A 23,228-nucleotide genomic window follows, 5' to 3' on the forward strand; every position below is an offset into this window, starting at 1 on the left:
GTTTTGATCACCTTTTTCGGTTTAATAATTTCCGGGCAAAAGCGAGTAAGCCCTCATCTGTTTCGTTGATCAGATACACACGGCCGAGTTTATCTCCAAGCTCACGACGCAAACCTTTCTCTACCACTTGTTCCACCGTAATTTGTGCCGCAGGACAGGCTCCACAGGCTCCGGAAAACACAATTCCGACATCCCGGCCCCGGATTTCCCTGACACTCAAATCCCCGCCATGTTCCAGTAAATGAGGACGGACCCGGTAAAGTACGATCTCCCGGACCCGTTCCTCAAAACTACTACTACTTTCTATCTTTGCTTTCATCCACCTTAGCAATCACTTTAGCCAGTTCTTTCTTCGCAGCCAGATTTCCCTGACGGGAGATCATAATACGCTGTGCCTGAGGTGAACCTGCTCCATGCATAGATTCTGTCCGATATCCAACAGCTGCCGTACCCAAGGTAATATTTTCGATCAGGCGCAGGATACGCATCCGGTTTTCGGTAGAAGTCCCGGTTGCTCCCTGCAAATATTTCTCTACATAAGGACCGATCTTTTCGCTGCGTAAATCCTGCTCGGATGGCATGGTCACCATTAACCCACCGGCAATATCTTCTGCAAGACGGGCAATCTCATAAGGCATACGGGTAATATTCTGTTTGCAGACATTGGCCAACAACAGATTGATCTGATAGTTACCGGCAGGCATCTTTTCACCCTCTGCCGAACAGGCAATACCACAAGCATAAAGCGTCTCGTTCAGATGTATCATTTCGATCAGCTTATCCTTGATGTGGTTGGCTTTGGGCACGCCATTGTAATCGGCGGCAAGGGCAGCTGCACCGATCAATACATCCCCGACTCCGACTTTACACCCTCCGTAAGACTGACGGTGATATCCGGCGAAACGCTCTACCATCATTCCGGCAAATTCATATTCCCGACACATAAACACCCGTTCATTGGGAACAAACACGTTATCGAAAACAACCAGTGCTTCGTGCCCACCATACTGTGCATTTCCGAGGTCCATATCGGCATTTTCCTCCATTTTACGGGTATCACAGGACTGACGGCCGTACACCATAAATACGCCTTCGGCATCTGAGGGGACAGCAAACGAAATGGCATAATCTTTATCCTCTTCTTTCATGGCCACAGTAGGCATGATCAGGTGTTCGTGCGAATTGACAGCCCCGGTCTGATGAGCTTTTGCTCCCCGTACGACAATACCATCCTCCCGCACTTCCACGACATGCATATACATATCCGGATCTTCCTGTCTGGAGGGCGACAAACTACGGTCACCTTTCGGATCGGTCATCGCTCCGTCAACCGTAAGGTCGTTTTCCTGTACAAACTTCATATATTCAGTGAACCGCTTGTGATATTCTGTCCCAAGCTTCTGGTCCATCTCATAGGTGGTAGAGAAAATGGCATTGAAAGCATCCATTCCCACACAACGCTGGAAACAGGCTGCCGTCTTTTGTCCCATCAAACGTTGCATTTTCACTTTATTCACCAAATCTTCCGTGCTTTGGTGGAGATGGCAAAAACGGTTGATCCGCTTGCCGATCAGCGGTGAATAAACAGTCATCAGATCCTGATATTCCGGTTTTTCAGCCAATTCATAAGTTTTGGCTACAGAATTCATAGAAGGACGAATCATCGGGTGGTCGACAGGATTTTCGATCAGCTCACCCATAAAATAAACCTTCAGATTCAATCTGCGGAGGCTTTCAATGTACTCAGCTCTGGTCATCATAATTAGTGGCGTTTTATTGATTAACAATACAATATTTAAAGAATTATTTCTCTAATCAAAAGACACAAAGGACAACTATCGTATGCTATATAACATACGTCTTTCCCTTTACGGAAACGATAGCGCCAGCCTTTTTAAAAAATAAAAAAGCATCCTTTACACATCCTCCCAAAACGAGGTTATGCCTTCGTGTTTTCCAGGACACACCCGTATCCCTTTTCCCAAAATAATTGTGAAAAACAACGCACATACCCATTGTCCTTATTCCCCAGAACAACTGGCAATTATAGGTCAGGCAGGTCTTCTGACTTGTTCCGGATTTTGCGGCCTTCCCTTCTCCCGGAGGAAAAAGTGACCATAAGAATGCAAAACCCTTTTTAAAGAACATACAGCTGAGGGTACAGTACCGGATTCTCACCGGATTCCCTATTCAACTCATTCCTCCGTGTGAGGATGAGTCACCATGACGACGCAAATGTACCTAAATAAATTTATATTCCTACTTTTTTTCTTTAATTTTTAAATAAAATGAGAAAAATAATTGCAGCAATGAAACAAACCTCTCCTAAAAAATCATAAAATAACACCTCCTTCACCCGAACTTCCTTCTCCTCTCTCAACGTCCGATGAAGTAAAAAATCGATTAAAAACAACGGAATGCATAAAAATAATCGACGATCATCCGGACAACAAAGACCCGCCTCTTATAAAAACAAGAAGTTACAAATTTTTACTCACTGATAATCAACAACAAAACAAAGGAAAAGGGAAAGATTTTATTAAAATTTCAACGGATAAAAGATTTTTTATACTTTTGTCCCATTGAAGTTCTTTACAAGATGTGAATCAGATCGCTCAGGTGCCTCATTACGATGGGGAGAATAGGGAACCGTGTGAAAATCACGGACTGTCGCGCAACTGTAATCACCATAAAAGTTCGGCCAATCATGTCCACTGTCAGCATAAGACGGGAAGGACGGCTAAAACGGTGAAAGTCAGGATACCTGCCTCAGCGAATTGACAATGCTTTCGCGGAATAAAGCCAGAGTCAGCCCTTATCAGACCGACACCCGTCCGGGTAAATATACCCCTGCGTATTCTTTATTTTGTGAAAGCTAAGTTTAAGCCATGCTCAACGGTAACAATCGATGATTAACGAGTAATTATCAATCGGCTACACTTACGAATCTTAAAAGAGATTGCCAGAATAATAAAGCAATTAATAGATGTAAACTGACTTAGCATGAGAAAATCGTTTGAAAAATTCCTGGCGAGACAGGAAGCCTTAGCCCGGCAATACGGCGAAGCATATGAAGAAAAACAACACAACCGCGGCAAACTGACAGCCCGGGAACGAATAGAATTTCTTTTTGATGAAGGCACCTTCGAGGAAGTCGATGCTTATTCTCCATCGGCCACCACCTCTTTCGGTAAAACAGTACGTTCCTATGGAGACGGAGTTATTACCGGATTTGGAAATATAAACGGCAGACAGGTATTTGCCTATTCCCAGGACTTCAATGTTCAGGGAGGATCATTGGGTTCTGTACACGCTGCCAAAATTATAAAAGTACAGGATATGGCCCTGAAAACAGGTTCTCCTGTTGTAGGCCTGATCGATTCGGGAGGAGCGCGCATACAGGAAGGAGTGGCCAGTCTGGCCGGATATGCCGGTATTTTCCGCCGTAATGTACTGGCCTCCGGGGTCATTCCCCAAATATCGGTGATCATGGGTCCGGCAGCAGGCGGCGCCGTTTATTCCCCGGCACTCACCGACTTTATCTTTATGACTGCCGCAACCAGTTATATGTTTGTTACAGGCCCCAATGTCGTTAAACAAGTGTTGAATGAGACCATCTCTCCCGAAGAATTGGGAGGGGCTTCAGTACATGCTGTCAAATCAGGAGTCGCTGATTTTGTTTTCAACGATGACGAGAACACTTTGCGGGGAGTGAAAATGCTGCTTTCCTATCTTCCTTCCAACAATATCGAGAATGCTCCCTATCTGGCCACCGACGATCCGGCGGACCGTATAGAAGAAAGTCTCAGAGACCTTGTTCCCGAAGATCCCGACAAACCTTATGACGTCCGGAATATCATCCGGCTGATCACCGATAAAGGTAAATTTCTGGAAATAGCTGAAAACTATGCCCCCAATATCATTATCGGCTTGGCCCGGTTCGGAGGCTATGTAACCGGAATCGTCGCCAACCAACCTCAGGTGATGGCCGGTACTTTGGATATGAACTCTTCTGTCAAGGCTGCCCGTTTCATCAATTTCTGTGATAGTTTCAATATTCCCATCCTTACTCTTGAAGACGTTCCCGGATTCCTGCCGGGAGCTGATCAGGAACATGCCGGGATTATCCGCCATGGAGCAAAATTATTGTATGCTTACACCCGGGCTACTGTACCCAAAATCACCGTCGTACTGCGAAAATCTTACGGAGGAGCCTATATCGTTATGAACAGCAAAGGGATCGGTGGCGACTACAACTTTGCCTGGCCGACAGCAGAAATCGCTGTCATGGGACCCGAAGGGGCAATCGCCATTCTCTACCACAAAGAACTGGCCGCTGCCGAAGATCCCGTTGCTTTGAAAAAAGAATTACTGGCACAATACCGGGAGGAGGTTGCCAATCCTTATATCGCCAACGAAAAAGGATTTATCGATGAAGTCATCGACCCGTCCGTCACCCGACTGAAAATCATCCGGGTACTTAAATCTTTAGAAAAGAAATCAGTCAGTCTACCCCGCCGGAAACATGGAAATATACCGCTTTAAAAAGATAAAAGCGAAAGAAAAGGGGGACAAAATAAAAAGATAATGAAATAGATATGATAAAATCAGTTTTAATAGCTAACCGAGGCGAAATAGCCATCCGAATTGCCCGTACAGCCCGGCGCATGGGCATCAAAACTTATGTCGTCCGAACAGCCAAAGAACCCGAAGCTGTATATTTATCAGCTGCTGATGCCGTGATCAATTTCCCGGAAACCGATGGGAATATACCGGAATTTCTGGATATCGACAGATTGGTTGGACTAGCCCGGGAATATAAGATCGACTCATTACATCCAGGTTATGGATACCTGTCTGAAAACGCGGAATTAGCCGAACGCTGCCGGGATAATGGAATCGTCTTTATCGGCCCTTCACCCGAAGTCATCCGACTTATGGGCGATAAAGTTGCAGCAAAAGGAATTGCCGCACAGAGCGGAGTCCCCATGCTTGGAGCCAGCCAAGGAGCCGTACATACCCTCGATGAAGCCCGGAAAATTGCCAAACGACTAGGCTATCCGGTCATTATCAAAGCAGTATCGGGCGGAGGAGGACGAGGAATGCGTATTGTCCATCATCAGGATGAACTCGAACAACTTTACAAAATAGCAACCGCAGAAGCACAGGTAGCCTTTAACGATCCTTCGGTATTTATCGAAAAATACCTCGAAAACCCGAAGCACATCGAATTTCAGATTGTAGCCGACAATTATGGAAATGTCGTGCATCTGGGCGAACGGGAATGCTCCATACAGCGTAAACATCAGAAGTTGATGGAAGAAGCCCCGTCACCCGCTCTCGACGAACGCCTCCGGAAAAAAATGGCAGCAGCAGCAGTCTCCCTGGCAAAACAGGCAGGCTATCAAAGTCTGGGAACAGTGGAATTCCTGCTCGACCATCAGAAGCATTTCTATTTCATGGAGATGAACACCCGTATTCAGGTGGAACACCCGGTTACAGAAGAAATCACCGGAATCGATCTGGTGGAATTACAATTCAATATCGCTGCGGGCCGGAAATTACCGTTGCGTCAATCTCAGATTCACCTCAACGGCTGGTCTATCGAATGCCGGATCAACGCAGAGGACGTACAAGCCGGATTTTCTCCCAGTATCGGTGTTATCCGTCAACTTCGTTTACCACAAGGCAATCACATCCGCATTGAAACCGGTATTGCCCCCGGTTCAGAAATTACCCCTTTTTTCGATTCTATGGTAGCCAAACTGATCGTCACCGGAGACACCCGCGAACAAGCCATCGAACGGACTCTTTCGGCACTCGAACGTTTCCATGTGAAAGGGATCCGTACCACAATCCCTTTCTGCAAAGCAGTATTACACAACGAAACTTACCGTAACGGTGATTTCGACACCTCCTTCATTGAAACCCGCCTCCATTCGACGGTCTGGCGCGAACCGCACGAAGAATTGCTCGCAGCTCTATTCGCCGTGTATACCTACACACACGAAAATACTCCTGAAATCGGTCCCGACACACAAATCGACCCCTGGGTATTGAACAAACGAATCAGAAATCTATAAGTACCAAATATGAATAATAAAGAAATCAGTAAATACATCGCTCTCAGCGACAGACAAACGGAATTCGAATTTACAGTAAAGAATAATTATGATTTCAGTTTGAAACGGCAAAATATACGCCTCGACCTGATAGAGGAAGCAGACGGATTTTTGGTCTTATCTTATAAAGGACTGCGTTATCCAGTAGAAATTGTTTCACGGAAACAAAATGAATACGAAATATTGCTCAACGGTGTCGCATATACTTTCTCTGTTGAAACTCCGTTCTCTCTGAAACGGAAAAAAATACTGGCCAGTCGTCAAAGCGACTTGGCGACAATAATCATCAAATCTCCCATGCCTGGCAAAATACTGGACGTCCAAGTAGATAACGGTCAGGAAATCAACAAAGGCGACACTCTCTTGATACTTGAAGCCATGAAGATGCAAAACATCATTACCGCCACCCACAGAGGCCGAATCAGTCGTTTATGTGTCAAAACCGGCCAAATCGTTGGTAAAGACGAAATTTTAGCAGAAATCAAACTCTAAACGCAGCCATGCAGGAACACAGCAAAAAAATACAGGAATTATCGAATTTTCTGCTGGATTACGCCACCACACTGATGGCAGTCGGCAGCCATACTTCACGTATTGTAAAAAACGTGACCCGCATCGCCGAGTCTTTTGGCTTTGGAGTGGATATGACCATTTTTCAGCGCAACATCACCATGACCGTCAAACATTCCGAAGACTACTCCATCCGACGAACTTACGTCCGACGGATTCCAGCAATGGCTTTAAACTTCCGTACAATATCAGACCTGAGTGCCCTGAGCTGGGAAGCTTATGACCACCATCCGGGACTTCACGAGCTGCAGCTCCGGTTCAATACCATTGTCAACACCCCACGTATGTCACGCTGGATGGTCCTGTTGCTGGTTGCCTGTGCCAATGCTGCATTTTGCCGTTTGTTCGGAGGAGATCCGATCGCCATGGGATTGGTATGGATTGCCACCCTGGCCGGCTTTTTTATCCGTCAGGAACTCACCAAACTTCAGTTGAATCATATGGTCATCTTTATTATTTGTTCCTTTATCGCTTCCCTGACTGCCGCACTCGGAGTATTCTGCAATTTAGGGACCACCCAAGATATCGCACTAGGTACCAGCGTCCTGTTTCTGATTCCCGGAGTACCGCTGATCAATTCCATCCTGGATATACTCGAAGGTCACGTCCTTGTCGGTTTATCCAGAACAATCAATGCCACGATATTAATTATTTGTATCGCTCTCGGCTTATCCATGACTTTATTAATTTTAGGAAAAGATATATTATGAACAACGAATTCTGGTTACCTGTCCTCACCGACGGATTATTTGCCGCTATTGCCGCCATCGGATTTGCCGTTATCTCCAATCCCCCCAAACGTGCTATTTCAGTTGTAGCCTTACTGGGAGCTTTCGGCCATGCCTGTCGTTTCTACCTATTACATTACACCCCGTTGAATCTGACCATATCTTCACTCTTTGCAGCTTTCGGAATCGGGATGCTAAGTATGTTAGCCGCCCGCCTCGTCCGGTGTCCGGCGGAAGTATTTTCTTTTCCGGCTCTACTTCCCATGATCCCAGGTATGTATGCCTATAAAACTGTACTTGCCCTCATCCGCTTTATGAAAAGCGACGATGTATCCCAGTCACAACAACTGATTGTCGAAATCTTCCGCAATGGCCTGACTACTTTATTTGTTATGTTTGCACTCGTCATCGGTGTTTCACTCGCCATGTTCATCTTCTATAAACAATCGTTCACTATGACCCGGCTGCTACCCCCTCATCACAAAAAACAAGCCTAAAAACCGATTGGGCAAATATCACAAACATAGAAATAAATATCCTAAAATCTTTATCCGTATTAACTACAACAGACAACAGTCCCGGGAAAGATTTTTATAGAAACAACGAATCAATTAGTGCGAGAAAGATTATCTTATTTCCCCCGCAAATAGCTCACGACCCCACCCTCACAGACTATTCCTTTTTCCGGAGGGCACATGCAGCACATAAGCCTTTAATCACATAATTGGCACCGGTTTGGATAAAACCGGGAGGTAATTGTACCGAGGGAATATGTATACTTTTCACACAAAAAGTTTTATGGCAACATTCGCAGCAGAAATGCATATGCTGATCTTCGACCGCGCATTGACAACTATCGTCGCATACTGCATATTTTAACGTACCGCTTCCATCGTCCACCCCATGAATCAGATGGTGGGACAGGAATAAGGTCAGAGTTCGGAAAATCGTGGATTTATCGACAGTATCGAGTTGAGCCTCCAGATCGGAGACCGACATCGCCTGTTTCATCTCTAACAAAGTGCGGAGCACCAACACCCGGATGGCCGTCGGCCGGATATCCCGGAGAACTAGTTTATGTAAGCAAAAATCTTCCTCTATCATCATTCGAATTTTTTACTGAGGATACGTACGGAATTCAATACAGCCAACAAAGCCACACCGACATCGGCAAAGACAGCCGCCCACAAAGTGACGAATCCACAAGCACCGGCAATCAGAATCAGTGACTTCACCCCGATAGCACCGGCAATATTCTGCTTTACAATCCGTCGGGTCGCTCGTCCGATCGAAATCGCCGTAGCCACTTTGGAAGGTTGGTCGGTCTGAATAACCACATCGGCACTTTCAATAGCAGCATCCGCCCCCAATCCTCCCATAGCGATACCGACATCACTCAAAGCCAATACCGGAGCATCGTTCATACCATCTCCGACAAAAGCGGCAGAAACACCGGCCTCTGCATTCAATTTTTCCAGGTAAGCCGCTTTATCTTCCGGCAGTAAACCACCTCGTGCATGCCGAATCCCCAAGGTCTTAGCAAAGATAGCGACTATTTCTTTTTTATCGCCGGATAATAACTGAATATTATCGATATGCAACTGTTTCAGCCGCCCGATAGCTTCGACAGCATCTGCTTTCAGCGTATCCGAAAGCAATAAATGACCGGCATATTTTCCCGCGATAGCACACACAACAACCGTAGCGACACGCTCGGAAATTCCTGCCGGAACGGTTATTCCCCGATCGGTCAACAAGCGAATATTACCGACCAAAACATTTTTTCCCTCTATCACACCTTCTAATCCATAACCGGGATATTCTTGTAAATGCGTGACACCGATTCTCCCGGCTCCCTCTTGCAGGGCATAACGGGTAACCGCCTGTGCTACAGGGTGAGTACTTTTTTCCTCTAAGGTCAACAGGATACTTAACAACCTTTGCGATGAAACGGTATCCGCCTCCATCGAAGACACTTGAAAATGGCCTGTAGTCAAAGTACCGGTTTTATCGAATACGACAGTATTGACGTGAGTAATAGCATCCAGATAATTACCGCCTTTAAACAATATCCCCTTCCGGGAAGCCGCTCCAATTCCACCGAAATAGCCCAAAGGGACACTGATCACCAAGGCACAGGGACAGGAAATCACCAAAAATACCAGTCCCCGGTATGCCCAATCTTTGAAAAAATAATCGAATCCGGGATGGAAAGCTGCCACCAAAGCAGGCAACAACATAATCGATAAGGCCAACAAAAATACCACAGGAGTATAAATACGGGCAAAGCGACGGATAAAAAGTTCTGCCGGGGCTTTTCGTTCAGAAGCATCCTGAACCAAAGCCAGTATCCGGGCTAAAGCACTTTGTTCGTAAGGCTTAGTCACTTTCAATCTTATCGCCTGACCAGAGACGATCATTCCTGCCAATACCTCTTCACCACGATTTATAGTCCGGGGCAGACTCTCTCCAGTCAAGGCAGAGGTATCGAAAAGAGCATATTCTTCCTGTAACAATCCATCGAGCGGAATCCGTTCTCCGGGTTTTACCATGATCATCTCTCCAACCTCAACCTCACCGGGGAAAACCGACTGTTCTTTCCCTTGCCGTAAAACCAAAGCTTTTTCAGGACGGACATCCAATAAACGCCTGATATTCCTTCTGGCCCGGTCGACTGCACGATGTTGTACTCTCTCTCCCACCGAATAAAAAAGCATCACCGCTACCCCTTCCGGATATTCACCGATACAAAAAGCCCCTATCGTTGCCAACAACATCAGGGAAAATTCATTGAATATATCCTTCTGTCGTATACTTTTCCAAACTTCAACCATCACAGGAAATCCGACCGGAAGAAAGGCCAGTAAAAACCATAGCACTTCAACTCCCGGAATCATCCAGAAAGGGAGTTGCAGATAACGCAGTATAACTCCGCCAACGAGAAGTAAAAACGAAAGGATCAAAAATCCGGTTCCTTGCTGATCATGAGTATGCCCACAATCTCCGGCATGAGTATGTGTATGCGCACAACGCTGACAAGTAGCTTCCATATTCTTTTATCATTTGTTCGATACAAAAATAAGGGAAGATTCCTGCAACCAGGTTGCAAAAGTGATCCATACTGTTCCTGGTGAAAAGACTTATCAGTGTTAAAAATAATCGTTGTAATCTCTAAAAAGGGGCAGCATACATACGGGCACCGCTTCCTCCATTGACCGGATGATCCATAAAATTATCGGGCATCGCATGAATAACGAAAGCCTTCCCTTTGACAGCCTTGAAAGGTATCCGGGTCGAAATCACGGTTTGATCGACTGTCCCCTCTTTCCCGACTTGTAACATTTCCAGATCTCCCCGATGTCCATCCCCATGAGGACCTGCATGTTTATGCGTATTATCCGGATCCCAGTGTCCACCTAGTCCTCCACCTATTACCGTATTCCCTTTGTCATCGGTGGTATTACTCATCGTATTTTTTTCATGCATATGAAAACCATATTGTCCCGGCTTCAAGCCGGAGGCAACGACATGAATCGCTATTCCTTTCCCTTGTTCTTTCACTTCGATCGAACCTACAATTTTACCTTTCCCATTTTCCGACAGCTCATAAATCGGCTTCTCGATACATTTTTGTTCAATTGTCTGAGACATACATAATACCGACAAAACCAAAAGAAAAAACAATACTAACCTCATTTCTCGTCCATTTAAAATTCTGTAATAGGATTATACGCGGCTTCACCGGATAAAGTTTCAAGTCGCCCGTTTCAAGATCGATATCCATTGATTTTGCTATTGCATAGTTTTTTTGTAATTTAGCCCCTTGAAAACTAATAAAAAAGCTATGTTTCCACAAGACGAATTCAAAAAATACGCTATAAAGCACAAAGGGATCAGTAGTCTGAACCTTCATCGGTTTCAAACAGCTACGAACAGTTATATCACTCCGAATATCATAGAAGAACGCCAACTGAATATTGCAACCATGGACGTTTTTTCCCGTTTGATGATGGATCGGATTATTTTCTTAGGAGTACCCATCGACGACGATGTGGCAAATATCATTATGGCCCAGTTGTTGTTTTTGGAAACTGCCGATCCGGGGCGTGATATCCAACTTTATTTCAACAGCCCGGGAGGTTCTATCTATGCCGGTTTGGGGATTTACGACACGATGCAATATATCAATTGTGATGTAGCGACTATTTGTACCGGTTTGGCAGCTTCGATGGCAGCGGTACTGATGACTGCCGGAACCAAGGGAAAACGTTCGGCTCTAACCCATTCCCGGATTATGATCCACCAACCGATGAGTGGCGTACAAGGCCAGGCTGCGGATATCGAGATCACTTCCAGAGAAGTACAGAAACTGAAAAAAGAATTGTATACCATCATCTCCGAACATTCCGGTCAACCCTACAAAAAAGTAGAAAAAGATTCCGACCGGGACTACTGGATGACAGCAGCAGAAGCTAAAGAATACGGTATGATCGATTCAATATTAACCAGAGCTAAAAAATAAAATTGAAAATTGCAGGTCGATGAGCTCTTATCGACCCAAAAGTAATAAAAGATGCAGGATAAATGTTCATTTTGCGGACGTAACCGGAACGAAGTTAATTTGTTGATAGCGGGGACGGACGGTTTTATTTGTGATGAGTGTGCTTCACAAGCCTATGATATCGTCCAGGAAGAGATGAAAAGTAAATCGACACTCAACCTGGAACATATCGAAGTAAAAAAGCCCATAGAGATCAAAGCTTTTCTGGACCAATATGTCATTGGCCAGGATGAAGCGAAAAAACACCTGGCAGTTGCCGTTTACAATCATTATAAAAGGCTTTTGCATAAAGCCGGTAACGACGAAGTGGAAATCGAGAAATCCAATATCGTTATGGTAGGTCGTACAGGTACCGGCAAAACCCTATTGGCCCGAACAATTGCCAAAATGCTACATGTGCCTTTTACCATCGTAGACGCGACCGTACTGACAGAAGCCGGTTATGTCGGGGAAGATATCGAATCTATCCTGACCCGTTTGCTGCAAGCAGCCGACTACGATGTCGAGGCAGCAGAAAAAGGGATTGTATTCATCGACGAACTGGATAAAATCGCCCGGAAAGGGGATAATCCCTCGATCACCCGCGACGTGAGCGGCGAAGGAGTACAGCAGGGACTATTGAAATTACTGGAAGGCTCTATCGTCAACGTTCCTCCACAAGGTGGACGTAAACATCCGGATCAAAAAATGATCCCTGTCAATACTAAAAATATCCTCTTTATCTGCGGAGGAGCTTTCGATGGTATTGAAAAGAAAATCGCAGCCCGTATGAATACGATGGTCGTCGGCTTTAATGCGAGCCAAAATACAGAAAAAATCGACCGGGAGAATTTCCTTCAATATATCGCCCCACAGGATTTGAAATCTTTCGGGTTGATTCCGGAGATCATCGGCCGTCTCCCTGTATTGACTTACCTGGAACCGTTGGACCGGGCAGCATTACGTAATATTCTGACAGAACCTAAAAATGCTATTATCCGGCAATATATCAAACTGTTCGAATTGGATGGGATTACACTCAAATTCGACGAAGATGTCTATGAATATATCGTCGATAAAGCTATCGAATTCCGCCTTGGCGCCCGTGGCTTACGCTCGATTTGCGAAGCAATTATGACCGACCTGATGTTTGAAGTACCTTCGCAAGGAAAGAAAAATATTACGATTACCAAAGCTTATGCCGAAGAAAAGATGAATCGCGTGAATGCCCAGAAATTGAGGGCATAAAATAAAAATTATTTTGAAAATATCCGATTGTGCACCTGACACCTGAGGATATTTTCAAAATAATTATGTTTCAAAAACCTGAATTACTCAACAAACTATAAGGGATTTTTGCCAGCCCCTCACCCAATTGATTGATTCCTTTTTCCAGTTTTCCTTTCAGCATCATTTTCATCACCATATTCAACTCTCCCTGAAAAGTAATCTTCATCCGGGTATCGTAAGGTCCATTCTCCAACAATTGAATCCATAAATTAAATTCAAAAGGTGTAGCTCCATCCCCTCCTAATTTTATTAATTTGGGTTCTTCTTTCTCCACGATCTTTACAGCCAACTCCCCCATACCTTTTAAGGTTATGTAGCAAGCATCTTCTGTAAAACGGGTAGATTCGATCTTTTCCGAGATTTTATCCATCTCCAATCCGTTAGTCATCCCCATTTGTTTGGCCATCTCTACCAAACGACCGATCCGGCTGAAATCGGAAAGTAATGCATAAACATCCCGAATAGGACTCTCTATTTTTAAGATCTCACTTGTAATTTTTGTTGTCGACATAATTTAATGAGTTAAAAGAGTTGATGAGTTATTGAGTTGATGAGTTGATGAGTTATTGAGTTATTGAGTTATTGAGTTGATGAGTTACTGAGTTGATGAGTTACTGAGTTGATGAGTTACTGAGTTATTGAGTTATTGAGTTAATAAATTATAAGTCTAGCATTAAAAATAATTTCCTTCCCCAACACGATGAATCGACAACACCTTAATCTATTCCCCTCTTTCACTTTAGCTACTCAGCAACTCTTTTTAACTCAGTAACTCTTTTAACTCAGCAACTCAATAACTCAGTAACTCAGCAACTCAATAACTCTTTTAACTTATTTATAAGTCTCAGGACTCAATCGCCATTCTTTCAATTTTTCCACCTGATCAGCCTGTACATATCCCACTTTCACAGCCAGATCGATCATAGCATTGTAATTACTTAAAGTGGTCAGTTCACAGGATGCATTTTTAAAGTTATCCTCAGCCTTTTGGAAGCCATAGGTAAAAATGGCAACCATGCCCAGCACTTCACATTCGGCATTCCGCAAAGCTTCGACAGCCTGTAAACTAGAACCACCGGTTGAAATAAGGTCTTCGATGACTACGACCTTTTGCCCTGCTTTATACTCACCTTCGATCAGATTTTCCAAACCATGACTCTTAGCTGAAGATCGCACATAAATAAAGGGTAATCCCAATTCCTGAGCAACTAACACCCCCTGTGCAATAGCTCCGGTAGCAACCCCGGCAATTACCTCTGCCTGCGGATATTTCTCCCGGATCAATGCTGCAAATTGTTCTTTGATATATGAACGAACTTCAGGATAAGACAACGTCTTCCGATTATCACAATAGATCGGGGATTTCCATCCGGAAGCCCAGGTAAACGGATGAGTAGGTTCCAATTTAATTGCTTTAATATCCAATAAATAGGATGCCACTTTTTCTGCAACTGTATTCATTTTTATCTATTTTTGTATTGTTAAATACTAGAATTTTTGCAAATGTATAAAGTATTTTTTAAAGAGAGCTGTTTTTTATTGACCGATAATCAGAATTTACTAAAAGAAGGGGATATCCGTTGGGTGCACCGGGATTTTATGACCACGAAAAATTTCATTTACCAAACTCTGGAAAAAGGCATCCCTTTCAAAGCCGTACTTTATGATGAAGATCCGGAGGATTTGTTTACTATTTTCAAGTCTTGTTTCACCTATGTCAAAGCCGGAGGAGGAGCAGTCATACAAAATTCCGATATATTGGTCATCAAACGATTAGGAATGATCGACCTACCCAAAGGCCATCTGGAATATGGAGAAACGATGGAACAATGTGCCGTCCGGGAAGTAGAAGAAGAATGCGGGTTAAAACAAGTAAGTATTCTGTCTCCTTTAGACACCACCCTCCATATTTATTACCGGAATGAAAGTTGGTTCCTGAAAAAAACATATTGGTATCGGATGTCTGCCCCTTCAGGTCAATCTTTTATTCCTCAGACCGAAGAGGATATCGAAGAAGTGCTCTGGTATCCGATACACAATCTCTCCCAGCTATCGCACCAGACCTATCCTTCACTCCGGGAAGTATTCCATAAACTCCAAACCGAAGCCTAGGAGTTATTCGAGCAATTGCCTGCAAACCCGCCTGATTTCGGCATAATCGGCACCCAGCCTACCGGACTGGAAAAGCCGGTCAATGCTGTGCAGACCGGGTTGTATCGAATCGATAAAATGCGGTTTTCTTTCGTAAAGTCCCCGAAGCCCGAAAGCCCCCATCGCCTGCAACAGCCGTACCAATACAAAACGATAAAAAGCATGACGGAATAGTCCCGGCTCCACCGTCCGGTAAGCCTGTAATCCGCAGATATATCCATCCAGTAACTCTTCCCGTTGTTCATCAGGAATCGCTACGATAGCATCATACAATAACGAAGCTACGTCATAAGGTAAAGCCCCTTGCCGTCCTCCCTGATAATCGATAAACCAAACCTCTCCGGCTCTGACCATAATATTCCGCGACTGAAAATCACGAAACATAAAACTATCCGCAGGTTCCTGAACCAAAGCATCTGTCAGCCTGACAAAATCATCTTCGAGCGCCTGCTCTGAAAAATCCGCTCCTGCCAATTTCAGAAAACAATACTTAAAATAATTCAGGTCCCACAGGATACACTGCCGGTCGAATACAGGACGTGGGACACAACGGGCATAATCCAGTCCCTGTCCCCCGATCAACTGAAACCGCAATAATTCGGACAAAGATTTCCGGTAAAGTTGCATCGAATGCTCCGACAAACTATTTCCTTTTCGCTCCTGCCCGACCACGTCCAATAAAGTTTGCGTACCCAAATCTTCCTGTAGATAGACCTTCCGATCTTCCGATACCGCATAAATTTGCGGCACATGTAATCCTTTCTCTGCAAAATGCCGGGAAAAATCGATAAACAAGCGATTTTCTTCCACATTTCGATTCCAGGCCGCAATGCACGACTCCCCGTTCCAATATATACGCCAATATTTACGTGCAGACCCGGAAGCCGGTAACATCTCGGTCCGGTCGGCTTTCTTCCCCCATTGCTGTTCGAATAAAGCCAGAAACTTTTGCTCTATCAACTGATTCACTTTATCTGTTATTGAAATCTTTTTACCCTAAAAAACAGCTGCTTCTAAGCAGACTTTTGTCAAAACAAATGTTGAAATTTTTTACGAATTTCCCAAAGTTTCCGAAAATTTCAGAAAACAAAAAAACCGCTGTAAATACAACGGTTTTTCATGTCTTCATCTATTTCAGTGCCCAGGACAAGACTCGAACTTGCACAGCCTTTCGACCACTACCACCTCAAAGTAGCGTGTATACCAATTTCACCACCTGGGCCAATCCTTTACGTTTCAGATTATTTTAGAAATAATCTGAAACCGTAAATTTCAAAGTCGGTGCCCGAAATAGGACTCGAACCTACACGGCCGTGAAGCCACTAGTACCTGAAACTAGCGTGTATACCAATTTCACCATTCGGGCATTTAAAAGAACACTTTTAGTTTACGACCGCTGATTTTGATTTACGATTACTCAGGAAATAATCTACAATCTAAAATCGTAAACCTTAATTGAATTGGTGCCCAAGATAGGACTCGAACCTACACGGCCGTGAAGCCACTAGTACCTGAAACTAGCGTGTATACCAATTTCACCACTTGGGCAATCAAGTGTTGTCCCACCAGGATTCGAACCTGGACTGACAGAACCAAAACCTGCTGTGCTGCCATTACACAATGGGACAATCATTGATAGTGTCATTTTTGACGGTGCAAATATATGACCTTTTTTTTTTCCAACAAAAAAAATGAGGAAAATTCGAGTAAAATAATTATTTTCGTGCTTCATTAGTTGTTTCGTTACGAAGTCATCTTTTGATAACCAGACACTTAACACTTTATGTCTATTTATTCAAATACGCCCCAAGGGCAAGAAAGCTTCAAAACGGAGGAAATAATGATTTTTTACGCACATAATAATCGCAAATTTATCTTAATTAATGAATATGTATAAAATCAAAGATCATCCTAATTTAAGCTTCAAGCTGATTAACAGGGTTACCGGTTGGGTCACTTTCGTTATCGCGAGTATGACTTACATACTCACAGCTGAGTCAACGGCCAGCCTATGGGATTGCGGAGAGTTCATCACCACGTCTGTGGGCTTACAGGTGGGACATCCCCCCGGAGCACCGTTATTTATGATTATTTCGCGGTTGTTTGCGATATTTGCTCCATCGGCAGATACCCAAGCCTATATGATCAACTGTATGTCGGCCATTTGTTCCGGGCTGACCATTTTATTCCTGTTCTGGTCGATCACTCACCTGGCCCGTAAGCTTATTGTAAAAGAAGGTGAAGAAATGACTATGGGACAAATGTTTGCGATATTAGGAGCTTCGCTGATCGGTTCTTTGACTTATACTTTCACAGATACGTTCTGGTTCTCAGCCGTAGAAGGCGAAGTGTATGCGATGTCTTCTTTATTTACTGCGGTAGTTTTCTGGGCTATCCTGAAATGGGAAAATGTCGCTTTCGAACGTTATGCCAACCGCTGGCTGATCCTGATCGCTTACCTGATCGGACTGTCTATCGGAGTACACTTATTGAACTTGCTGGCAATCCCGGCAATCGTGTTTGTTTATTATTTCAAAAAATATACACCCACCGTACGGGGATTTATCAAAACAGGCATTCTTTCGGTATTTATCCTGGGTGTAGTTAATTTCGGAATCATCCCGGGCGTGATCAAAGTAGCCGGTTGGTTCGAGCTGACTTTCGTCAACGGAATGGGGGCTCCTTTCAATACCGGAGTAATCATCTATGTATTACTGATTATCGGGGCTTTAGTCTGGGGTATCCGTTATACGCTGAAAAAAGGGATGCCTGTCTGGAATACCATCCTGACTTGTTTTATGGTGATTCTGATCGGTTATTCTTCTTATTCGATGATCGTTATCCGTTCATTAAGCGATCCTCCTATCGACGAAGGAAGCCCTGACAATGTATTCTCTTTATTGTCATACATCAACCGTGACCAATACGGTGACGCTCCTTTACTCTATGGCCAGTATTTCAATGCTCCCCAAGTAGGGACGAAGGAGGGCGAACCGATCTATTATCAGAACAAAGAAACCGGGGTCTATGAAAAAATCGGTAACAAAACCATCTATGAATACGACAAACGGTTTTGTGGTTTCTTCCCACGTATGTACAGCGATACCCGGCCCAACTTTGCCAATCAATACCAGGCTTGGGCAGGAAGAAACAACGGTCCGACCTATACGGTCAACGGCGAGACCATCACCCGCCCGAGTTTCGGTAATAACATGCGTTATTTCTTCAATTATCAGTTAGGGCATATGTACTGGAGGTATTTCATGTGGAATTTCTCCGGACGCCAAAACGATATCCAGGGATATGGCGACATCATGCACGGCAACTGGATCACCGGCATTAAATTTCTGGATGAATTACGCCTGGGAAATCAGGATGAATTACCCGACAATTTGAAAAATGAAAAAGCAAACAATAAATATTATATGTTGCCTTTTCTGCTCGGTTTGTTGGGGATGTTTTACCAATACCGGAAGGGGAAAACCGGAAAACAGGATTTTTGGGTAGTCATGCTCTTGTTCATCATGACCGGTATAGCCATCATCGTCTTTTTAAATCAGACTCCGATGGAACCCCGGGAACGGGACTATGCTTATGCAGGTTCTTTCTATGCCTATGCCATCTGGATCGGCCTGGGTGTGCTTTCTATCTGGGAATTTCTGAATAAAAAGATCAAAAATATAGATCCACGGGTATCGGCCATTGCCGTTACTACGGTCTGTCTGTTCGCCATTCCGGTCAATATGGCCGCCCAAAACTGGGACGACCACAACCGTCATGCCCGTTATGCCACGACAGCCCATGCCCGTAATTACCTCAATTCGTGTGCTCCGAATGCAATTTTATTTACTTATGGAGATAACGATACTTTCCCACTGTGGTATGTACAAGAAGTGGAAGGAGTACGGCGGGATGTCCGGGTCGTCAATTTAAGTTTGTTATCCGGTTCCTGGTATATCGACCAGATGAAACGGAAAGCTTATGAATCTTCCGGAGTGCCGATTTCGTTCACTCATGAACAATACCGGGATGGGAAACGGGACTATGTATTGATCAGGGATCAGTTCAAAGAAGGAAACCTGAAAGATGTCATGGAGTTTGTCGCCAGCGACCTGCCTCAGACAAAATTACAGGGATATATCAAGGAACTCGATTTTATACCGACACGTAACGTTATCCTTCCGGTAGATTCGGCCAAAGTAATCGCCAATGGGACGGTTAAACCCCAGGATGCAGATCAGATCGTCAAAGACCTGAGACTGCATTTGCCGATGCAAGGCTTGACCAAATCACAACTGATGGTCCTGGATATTTTATCGACGAACAACTGGGAACGTCCGGTATATTTCGGAATCGGTATGGGTTCGGATGCCTATATGGGATTGGAAAAATACTTCCAGCTCGAAGGGGCGGCCTACCGCGTCGTACCTATCGAAACGAAAGAAGCCGAATTCTATGATTACGGACGGATCGACAGCGATATCCTCTACGATAATATCATGAATAAATTCGAATGGGGAAATATCAAAGATCCGAAAGTAAACATCGACTTCTTCCACGATCAGACCATCGCCGTCATGAAATACCGGAATACCTTCCTTCGGTTGGCCCAGAAACTGTATGACGAAGGTAAACAAGCCGAAGCGGTCGCCGTTCTGGATAAGTCATTGGAAGAAATTCCACTGTATCAGGTACCGGCAGACAATAGTATGCTGTTCTATATACCGATGTATTACGAACTGGGAGAAACCGAAAAGGCGAACCACTTGCTCAACGAACTGGCAACGAACAACTATCAGATGTTGAAATATGCCAATTCACTCGAGCCGAAATTTGCCAATACTCCGAGTATACAACAAGAGGAAAGACTCAGCATCGAAGTGATCAAGCAATTATTGGCTTTTGCCACCCAGGCAGGACAAAAAGAACTGGCACAGGAATTGCAGGACAAAGTATTGAGATTATATAATCCTTCACATATTTCTCCCGATAAACCGTTGATGAAGGATACGGCGGACAAAGCCGGGAAATAATAATTCATTTTATGCTGCATACCGGATGATATGCAGCATAAAATATACACACACAAAAAAAACGATATTATGATAACAACAGATCAACTGAAAGCAGTTGAAGAACGCAGTGGCGCTCTGAGGAGGTATCTTTGACATCGATCGTAAAAAAATAGAGCTCGAAGAAGTAGAAATGCGTACCCAAGCTCCTGATTTCTGGAACGATGCGAAGCAAGCGGAAAAGGTGATGAAACAGGTACGCGAATTGAAAGGCTGGATAGAAGGCTGTGAAGCTGTATCCCGTTCGGTAGACGACCTGAACGTCCTCTTTGACTTCGCCAAAGAAGGCGAAGCTACCGAAGAAGAGGTGGATACCCACTATGCAGAAACCCTGCAATTGGTGGAAGAGCTGGAATTAAAGAATATGTTACGGGGTGAAGCCGATCAGATGAGCTGCATCCTTAAAATCAATTCCGGTGCCGGTGGAACAGAAAGTCAGGACTGGGCTTCCATGCTGATGCGAATGTATATGCGCTGGGCAGAAGCCAATAACTACAAATTGACGGTCAGTAACATTCAGGAAGGCGATGAAGCCGGAATCAAGACGGTTACGTTGCAGCTGGAAGGCGATTTCGCCTACGGTTACCTGAAAGGTGAAAACGGCGTCCATCGTTTAGTCAGGGTCTCTCCTTTCAATGCCCAAGGTAAACGAATGACTTCTTTTGCTTCTGTATTCGTGACACCATTGGTGGATGATTCAATAGAGATAGCCATCAATGCGGCGGATATCAGTTGGGATACTTTCCGTTCGGGAGGAGCCGGCGGACAGAATGTAAATAAAGTAGAAACGGGTGTACGCCTACGTTACAATTACAAAGATCCGGATACCGGTGAAACCCGCGAAATCCTGATTGAAAATACCGAAACCCGTTCTCAGCTGGACAATCGTGAAAACGCTATGCGTCTGTTGCGTTCTATGTTGTATGATATGGAATTACAAAGACGGATGGCAGAACAACAGAAGATCGAGAGTAATAAGAAAAAAATTGAGTGGGGTTCACAAATCAGGAGTTACGTTTTCGATGACCGCCGGGTAAAAGATCACCGGACTAATTTTCAGACCTCCGATGTCGGCGGAGTCATGGATGGTAAAATCGACGGTTTCATAAAAGCCTACCTGATGGAATTCGGAGGTGTCGAATAAATTAGCCTAAGATGTTAGATTTTTCAAACAGTAAAATTCTGATTGTCGGAGATGTCATGCTGGATAAATATTATTTCGGCAAAGTAGACCGTATCTCTCCGGAAGCTCCGGTCCCCATCGTCAACATTCAAAAAGAAGAATCCCGGTTGGGAGGTGCTTCGAATGTCGCCAACAACATTGTCAGTCTGGGAGGACATAGTTTATTATGTGGTGTTATCGGCCATGATCTTTTCGGTAAAGAAATCGAACGGATCAGCCGCCACAAAAATATCGACACCTTTCTGTTGAAAACTTCCTCCCCGACAATCACCAAAGCACGGATTATCGGCGGAAAACAGCAAATCGTCCGGGTAGACTATGAAGATAAAAGCGAATTGAATGCGGACAATAAAAAGCTATTCCGGGACACGATCAGCCGGATTTTACCGGAATACGATATCCTGGTGATCTCAGATTACGGCAAGGGCTTGATATCCGAAGATTTATGCCGTTATCTGATTAAGTTAGCTCACAAATACGATAAAAAAGTCATTATCGATCCCAAAGGGAAAAACTGGGAGAAATATTCAGGCGCCGATATCGTCACTCCCAACGTTAAAGAGCTGAGTGATATCGTCGGTTATACGGTACCCAATACCGACCGGGCCATTGAAAAAGCAGCCCGGGAAGCGATTACGAACAATCATCTGACCGCCTTATTAGTCACCCGCAGTGATAAAGGCATGAGCCTGATCGGTCCCATTCCCCCCATTCATATTCCGACCCATTCCGAAGAAGTTTTCGACGTCAGTGGTGCAGGAGATACTGTCGTAGCGACACTCGGACTTTGCCTGGCGGCAGGTTTTGAAATCAGCGAAGCGATGAGAACAGCCAATATTGCAGCAGGTATCGTCGTGAAGAAAATCGGTACAGCTACGCTTACCATCGAAGAATTAGTACAACAAAAATAAAAAATCTTGTTCCCTGCCGAAACGAATATTTTCAGAAAGGGAACAGGCTTTTTTACTTACCGCTACACATACCGATAAAGTACTGATGAAATGCGGCATTTCCGGTCAACTCCGGATGAAAAGAAGTCGCCAGCATATTCTTTTCGCGGGCAGCGACGACATGTCTTTCCACTTCACACAATACTTTTACTCGTTCTCCTGTACGGACAATATAAGGAGCCCGGATAAATACCAGCGGAATCTGTTCATCGCTTACCTCCGGAATCACCACCTGAGTATCGAAACTATCGATTTGCGTACCGTAAGCATTCCGTCTGACCGTGATATCCATCATTCCCAAATGCACAACCGGATCCTGATCCAACTCCTTTGCCAACAGGATCATGCCTGCACACGTACCCCAAACCGGCATCCCCTGCTGAATTTTTTCACGGAGCGGTTCCATCATTCCGGTCCTGTTTAGTAATTTTCCCATGGTAGTACTCTCCCCTCCGGGTAAAATAATACCATCGATCTCGGCCAATTGTTCCGTATAGCGGACAACGACAGCTTCCTGCCCCAATTGTTCGATGTGTCGCTGGTGTTCGATGACAGCACCCTGAAAACCCAAAATTCCTATTTTCATGTAAAAAGTTACTGAGTTTAAATGGATATATCGGAT

20 protein-coding genes, 4 tRNA genes and 2 riboswitches are annotated in these 23,228 nt (G+C 44.5%); of the genes, 11 read left to right on the forward strand and 13 right to left on the reverse strand.

From position 1 onward, the window contains the following. Positions 1–7: 7 nt before the first annotated feature. Together WS42_RS03750 and WS42_RS03755 are read right to left on the reverse strand one after the other, a co-directional pair. The gene (locus tag WS42_RS03750; RefSeq protein WP_013612260.1) at positions 8–319 is read right to left on the reverse strand and encodes a NifU family protein; all 312 of its coding nucleotides are present in this window, start codon (positions 317–319) and stop codon (positions 8–10) included. Further along, on the reverse strand, positions 297–1,760 hold the full coding sequence (locus WS42_RS03755; protein WP_013612261.1) for a 4-hydroxyphenylacetate 3-hydroxylase family protein: 1,464 nt from the start codon (positions 1,758–1,760) through the stop codon (positions 297–299). The genes WS42_RS03750 and WS42_RS03755 overlap by 23 nt, the downstream gene beginning before the upstream one ends. Positions 1,761–2,037: 277 nt before the next feature. Continuing rightward, a riboswitch (cobalamin riboswitch) is annotated at positions 2,038–2,241 on the reverse strand. Between the two features lie 359 nt (positions 2,242–2,600). Further along, positions 2,601–2,786, forward strand: a riboswitch (cobalamin riboswitch). Between the two features lie 217 nt (positions 2,787–3,003). Between WS42_RS03755 and WS42_RS03765 the strand changes: the two genes are divergently transcribed. The 5 genes from WS42_RS03765 to WS42_RS03785 are packed head-to-tail and all read left to right on the forward strand — an operon-like array spanning position 3,004 to position 7,917. Then, complete coding sequence (locus tag WS42_RS03765; RefSeq protein ID WP_013612262.1) at positions 3,004–4,545, forward strand: acyl-CoA carboxylase subunit beta; 1,542 nt, start codon at positions 3,004–3,006, stop codon at positions 4,543–4,545. Between the two features lie 53 nt (positions 4,546–4,598). Continuing rightward, positions 4,599–6,083, forward strand: a complete 1,485-nt coding sequence (locus WS42_RS03770) for an acetyl-CoA carboxylase biotin carboxylase subunit (RefSeq protein WP_022160230.1) — start codon at positions 4,599–4,601, stop codon at positions 6,081–6,083. A gap of 9 nt (positions 6,084–6,092) precedes the next feature. Then, positions 6,093–6,614, forward strand: a complete 522-nt coding sequence (locus WS42_RS03775; RefSeq protein ID WP_013612264.1) for an acyl-CoA carboxylase biotin carboxyl carrier protein subunit — start codon at positions 6,093–6,095, stop codon at positions 6,612–6,614. Between the two features lie 8 nt (positions 6,615–6,622). Further along, complete coding sequence (locus tag WS42_RS03780; protein ID WP_013612265.1) at positions 6,623–7,402, forward strand: threonine/serine exporter family protein; 780 nt, start codon at positions 6,623–6,625, stop codon at positions 7,400–7,402. Next, on the forward strand, positions 7,399–7,917 hold the full coding sequence (locus tag WS42_RS03785; protein ID WP_013612266.1) for a threonine/serine exporter family protein: 519 nt from the start codon (positions 7,399–7,401) through the stop codon (positions 7,915–7,917). The genes WS42_RS03780 and WS42_RS03785 overlap by 4 nt, the downstream gene beginning before the upstream one ends. 175 nt (positions 7,918–8,092) lie before the next feature. Here WS42_RS03785 and WS42_RS03790 read toward each other — a convergent pair whose 3' ends face one another. From WS42_RS03790 to WS42_RS03800, 3 genes are all read right to left on the reverse strand, one after another. Continuing rightward, positions 8,093–8,524, reverse strand: a complete 432-nt coding sequence (locus tag WS42_RS03790; protein ID WP_013612267.1) for a Fur family transcriptional regulator — start codon at positions 8,522–8,524, stop codon at positions 8,093–8,095. Next, the gene (locus WS42_RS03795; protein WP_022160228.1) at positions 8,524–10,470 is read right to left on the reverse strand and encodes a heavy metal translocating P-type ATPase; all 1,947 of its coding nucleotides are present in this window, start codon (positions 10,468–10,470) and stop codon (positions 8,524–8,526) included. The genes WS42_RS03790 and WS42_RS03795 overlap by 1 nt, the downstream gene beginning before the upstream one ends. 121 nt (positions 10,471–10,591) lie before the next feature. Next, positions 10,592–11,116 carry a superoxide dismutase family protein gene (locus tag WS42_RS03800; protein ID WP_087381466.1) on the reverse strand — a complete coding sequence of 175 codons (525 nt, stop codon included), beginning with the start codon at positions 11,114–11,116 and terminating at the stop codon, positions 10,592–10,594. Between the two features lie 148 nt (positions 11,117–11,264). Here WS42_RS03800 and clpP point away from each other — a divergent pair, with 148 nt between their 5' ends. Together clpP and clpX are read left to right on the forward strand one after the other, a co-directional pair. Continuing rightward, positions 11,265–11,942, forward strand: a complete 678-nt coding sequence (gene clpP, locus WS42_RS03805) for an ATP-dependent Clp endopeptidase proteolytic subunit ClpP (RefSeq protein WP_013612270.1) — start codon at positions 11,265–11,267, stop codon at positions 11,940–11,942. A 51-nt stretch (positions 11,943–11,993) separates the two neighbouring features. After that, positions 11,994–13,208 (forward strand): ATP-dependent Clp protease ATP-binding subunit ClpX, encoded by a 1,215-nt coding sequence (gene clpX, locus WS42_RS03810; RefSeq protein WP_013612271.1) that lies wholly within the window; start codon positions 11,994–11,996, stop codon positions 13,206–13,208. Positions 13,209–13,278: 70 nt separating this feature from the next. Here the strand turns inward: clpX and WS42_RS03815 are convergent, their stop codons facing one another. Both WS42_RS03815 and pyrE read right to left on the reverse strand, forming a co-directional pair. Next, the gene (locus WS42_RS03815) at positions 13,279–13,761 is read right to left on the reverse strand and encodes a hypothetical protein (protein ID WP_013612273.1); all 483 of its coding nucleotides are present in this window, start codon (positions 13,759–13,761) and stop codon (positions 13,279–13,281) included. A gap of 320 nt (positions 13,762–14,081) precedes the next feature. Then, on the reverse strand, positions 14,082–14,711 hold the full coding sequence (pyrE, locus tag WS42_RS03820; protein WP_013612274.1) for an orotate phosphoribosyltransferase: 630 nt from the start codon (positions 14,709–14,711) through the stop codon (positions 14,082–14,084). 42 nt (positions 14,712–14,753) lie between these two features. Between pyrE and WS42_RS03825 the strand changes: the two genes are divergently transcribed. Then, the gene (locus WS42_RS03825; RefSeq protein ID WP_022159330.1) at positions 14,754–15,362 is read left to right on the forward strand and encodes an NUDIX hydrolase; all 609 of its coding nucleotides are present in this window, start codon (positions 14,754–14,756) and stop codon (positions 15,360–15,362) included. A gap of 3 nt (positions 15,363–15,365) precedes the next feature. Here WS42_RS03825 and WS42_RS03830 read toward each other — a convergent pair whose 3' ends face one another. The 5 genes from WS42_RS03830 to WS42_RS03850 form a co-directional block, all read right to left on the reverse strand. Continuing rightward, complete coding sequence (locus WS42_RS03830) at positions 15,366–16,370, reverse strand: aminoglycoside phosphotransferase family protein (RefSeq protein WP_087381465.1); 1,005 nt, start codon at positions 16,368–16,370, stop codon at positions 15,366–15,368. A 169-nt stretch (positions 16,371–16,539) separates the two neighbouring features. After that, a tRNA-Leu gene (locus tag WS42_RS03835) sits at positions 16,540–16,623 on the reverse strand. 60 nt (positions 16,624–16,683) lie between these two features. Beyond that, positions 16,684–16,767, reverse strand: a tRNA-Leu gene (locus WS42_RS03840). A gap of 95 nt (positions 16,768–16,862) precedes the next feature. After that, positions 16,863–16,949 (reverse strand) — tRNA-Leu (locus WS42_RS03845). Between the two features lie 9 nt (positions 16,950–16,958). Then, positions 16,959–17,029, reverse strand: a tRNA-Gln gene (locus WS42_RS03850). A 261-nt stretch (positions 17,030–17,290) separates the two neighbouring features. On the opposite strand from WS42_RS03850, the gene WS42_RS03855 reads away from it, so the two are divergent. The 3 genes from WS42_RS03855 to rfaE1 all read left to right on the forward strand — a co-directional run bounded on the left by WS42_RS03855 (position 17,291) and on the right by rfaE1 (position 22,567). After that, a complete protein-coding gene (locus WS42_RS03855; protein ID WP_013612277.1) occupies positions 17,291–20,434 on the forward strand; it encodes a glycosyltransferase family 117 protein in 3,144 nt (1,047 codons plus the stop codon). Positions 20,435–20,503: 69 nt separating this feature from the next. Beyond that, positions 20,504–21,617 (forward strand): peptide chain release factor 2 gene (gene prfB / locus WS42_RS03860; protein WP_013612278.1). Its coding sequence is split into 2 segments (ribosomal slippage): positions 20,504–20,566 and positions 20,568–21,617, totalling 1,113 coding nucleotides; the frame shifts between segments, so codons are not numbered across the junction. A gap of 11 nt (positions 21,618–21,628) precedes the next feature. After that, on the forward strand, positions 21,629–22,567 hold the full coding sequence (gene rfaE1 / locus WS42_RS03865) for a D-glycero-beta-D-manno-heptose-7-phosphate kinase (RefSeq protein ID WP_022159333.1): 939 nt from the start codon (positions 21,629–21,631) through the stop codon (positions 22,565–22,567). A 52-nt stretch (positions 22,568–22,619) separates the two neighbouring features. On the opposite strand, the gene pdxT is transcribed toward rfaE1, so the two are convergent. Continuing rightward, positions 22,620–23,192 (reverse strand): pyridoxal 5'-phosphate synthase glutaminase subunit PdxT, encoded by a 573-nt coding sequence (pdxT, locus tag WS42_RS03870; RefSeq protein WP_022159334.1) that lies wholly within the window; start codon positions 23,190–23,192, stop codon positions 22,620–22,622. Between the last annotated feature and the right edge of the window lie 36 nt (positions 23,193–23,228).

Origin of the sequence: Odoribacter sp. N54.MGS-14, from assembly GCF_000980295.1 — a bacterium.
GTDB lineage: Bacteria > Bacteroidota > Bacteroidia > Bacteroidales > Marinifilaceae > Odoribacter > Odoribacter splanchnicus.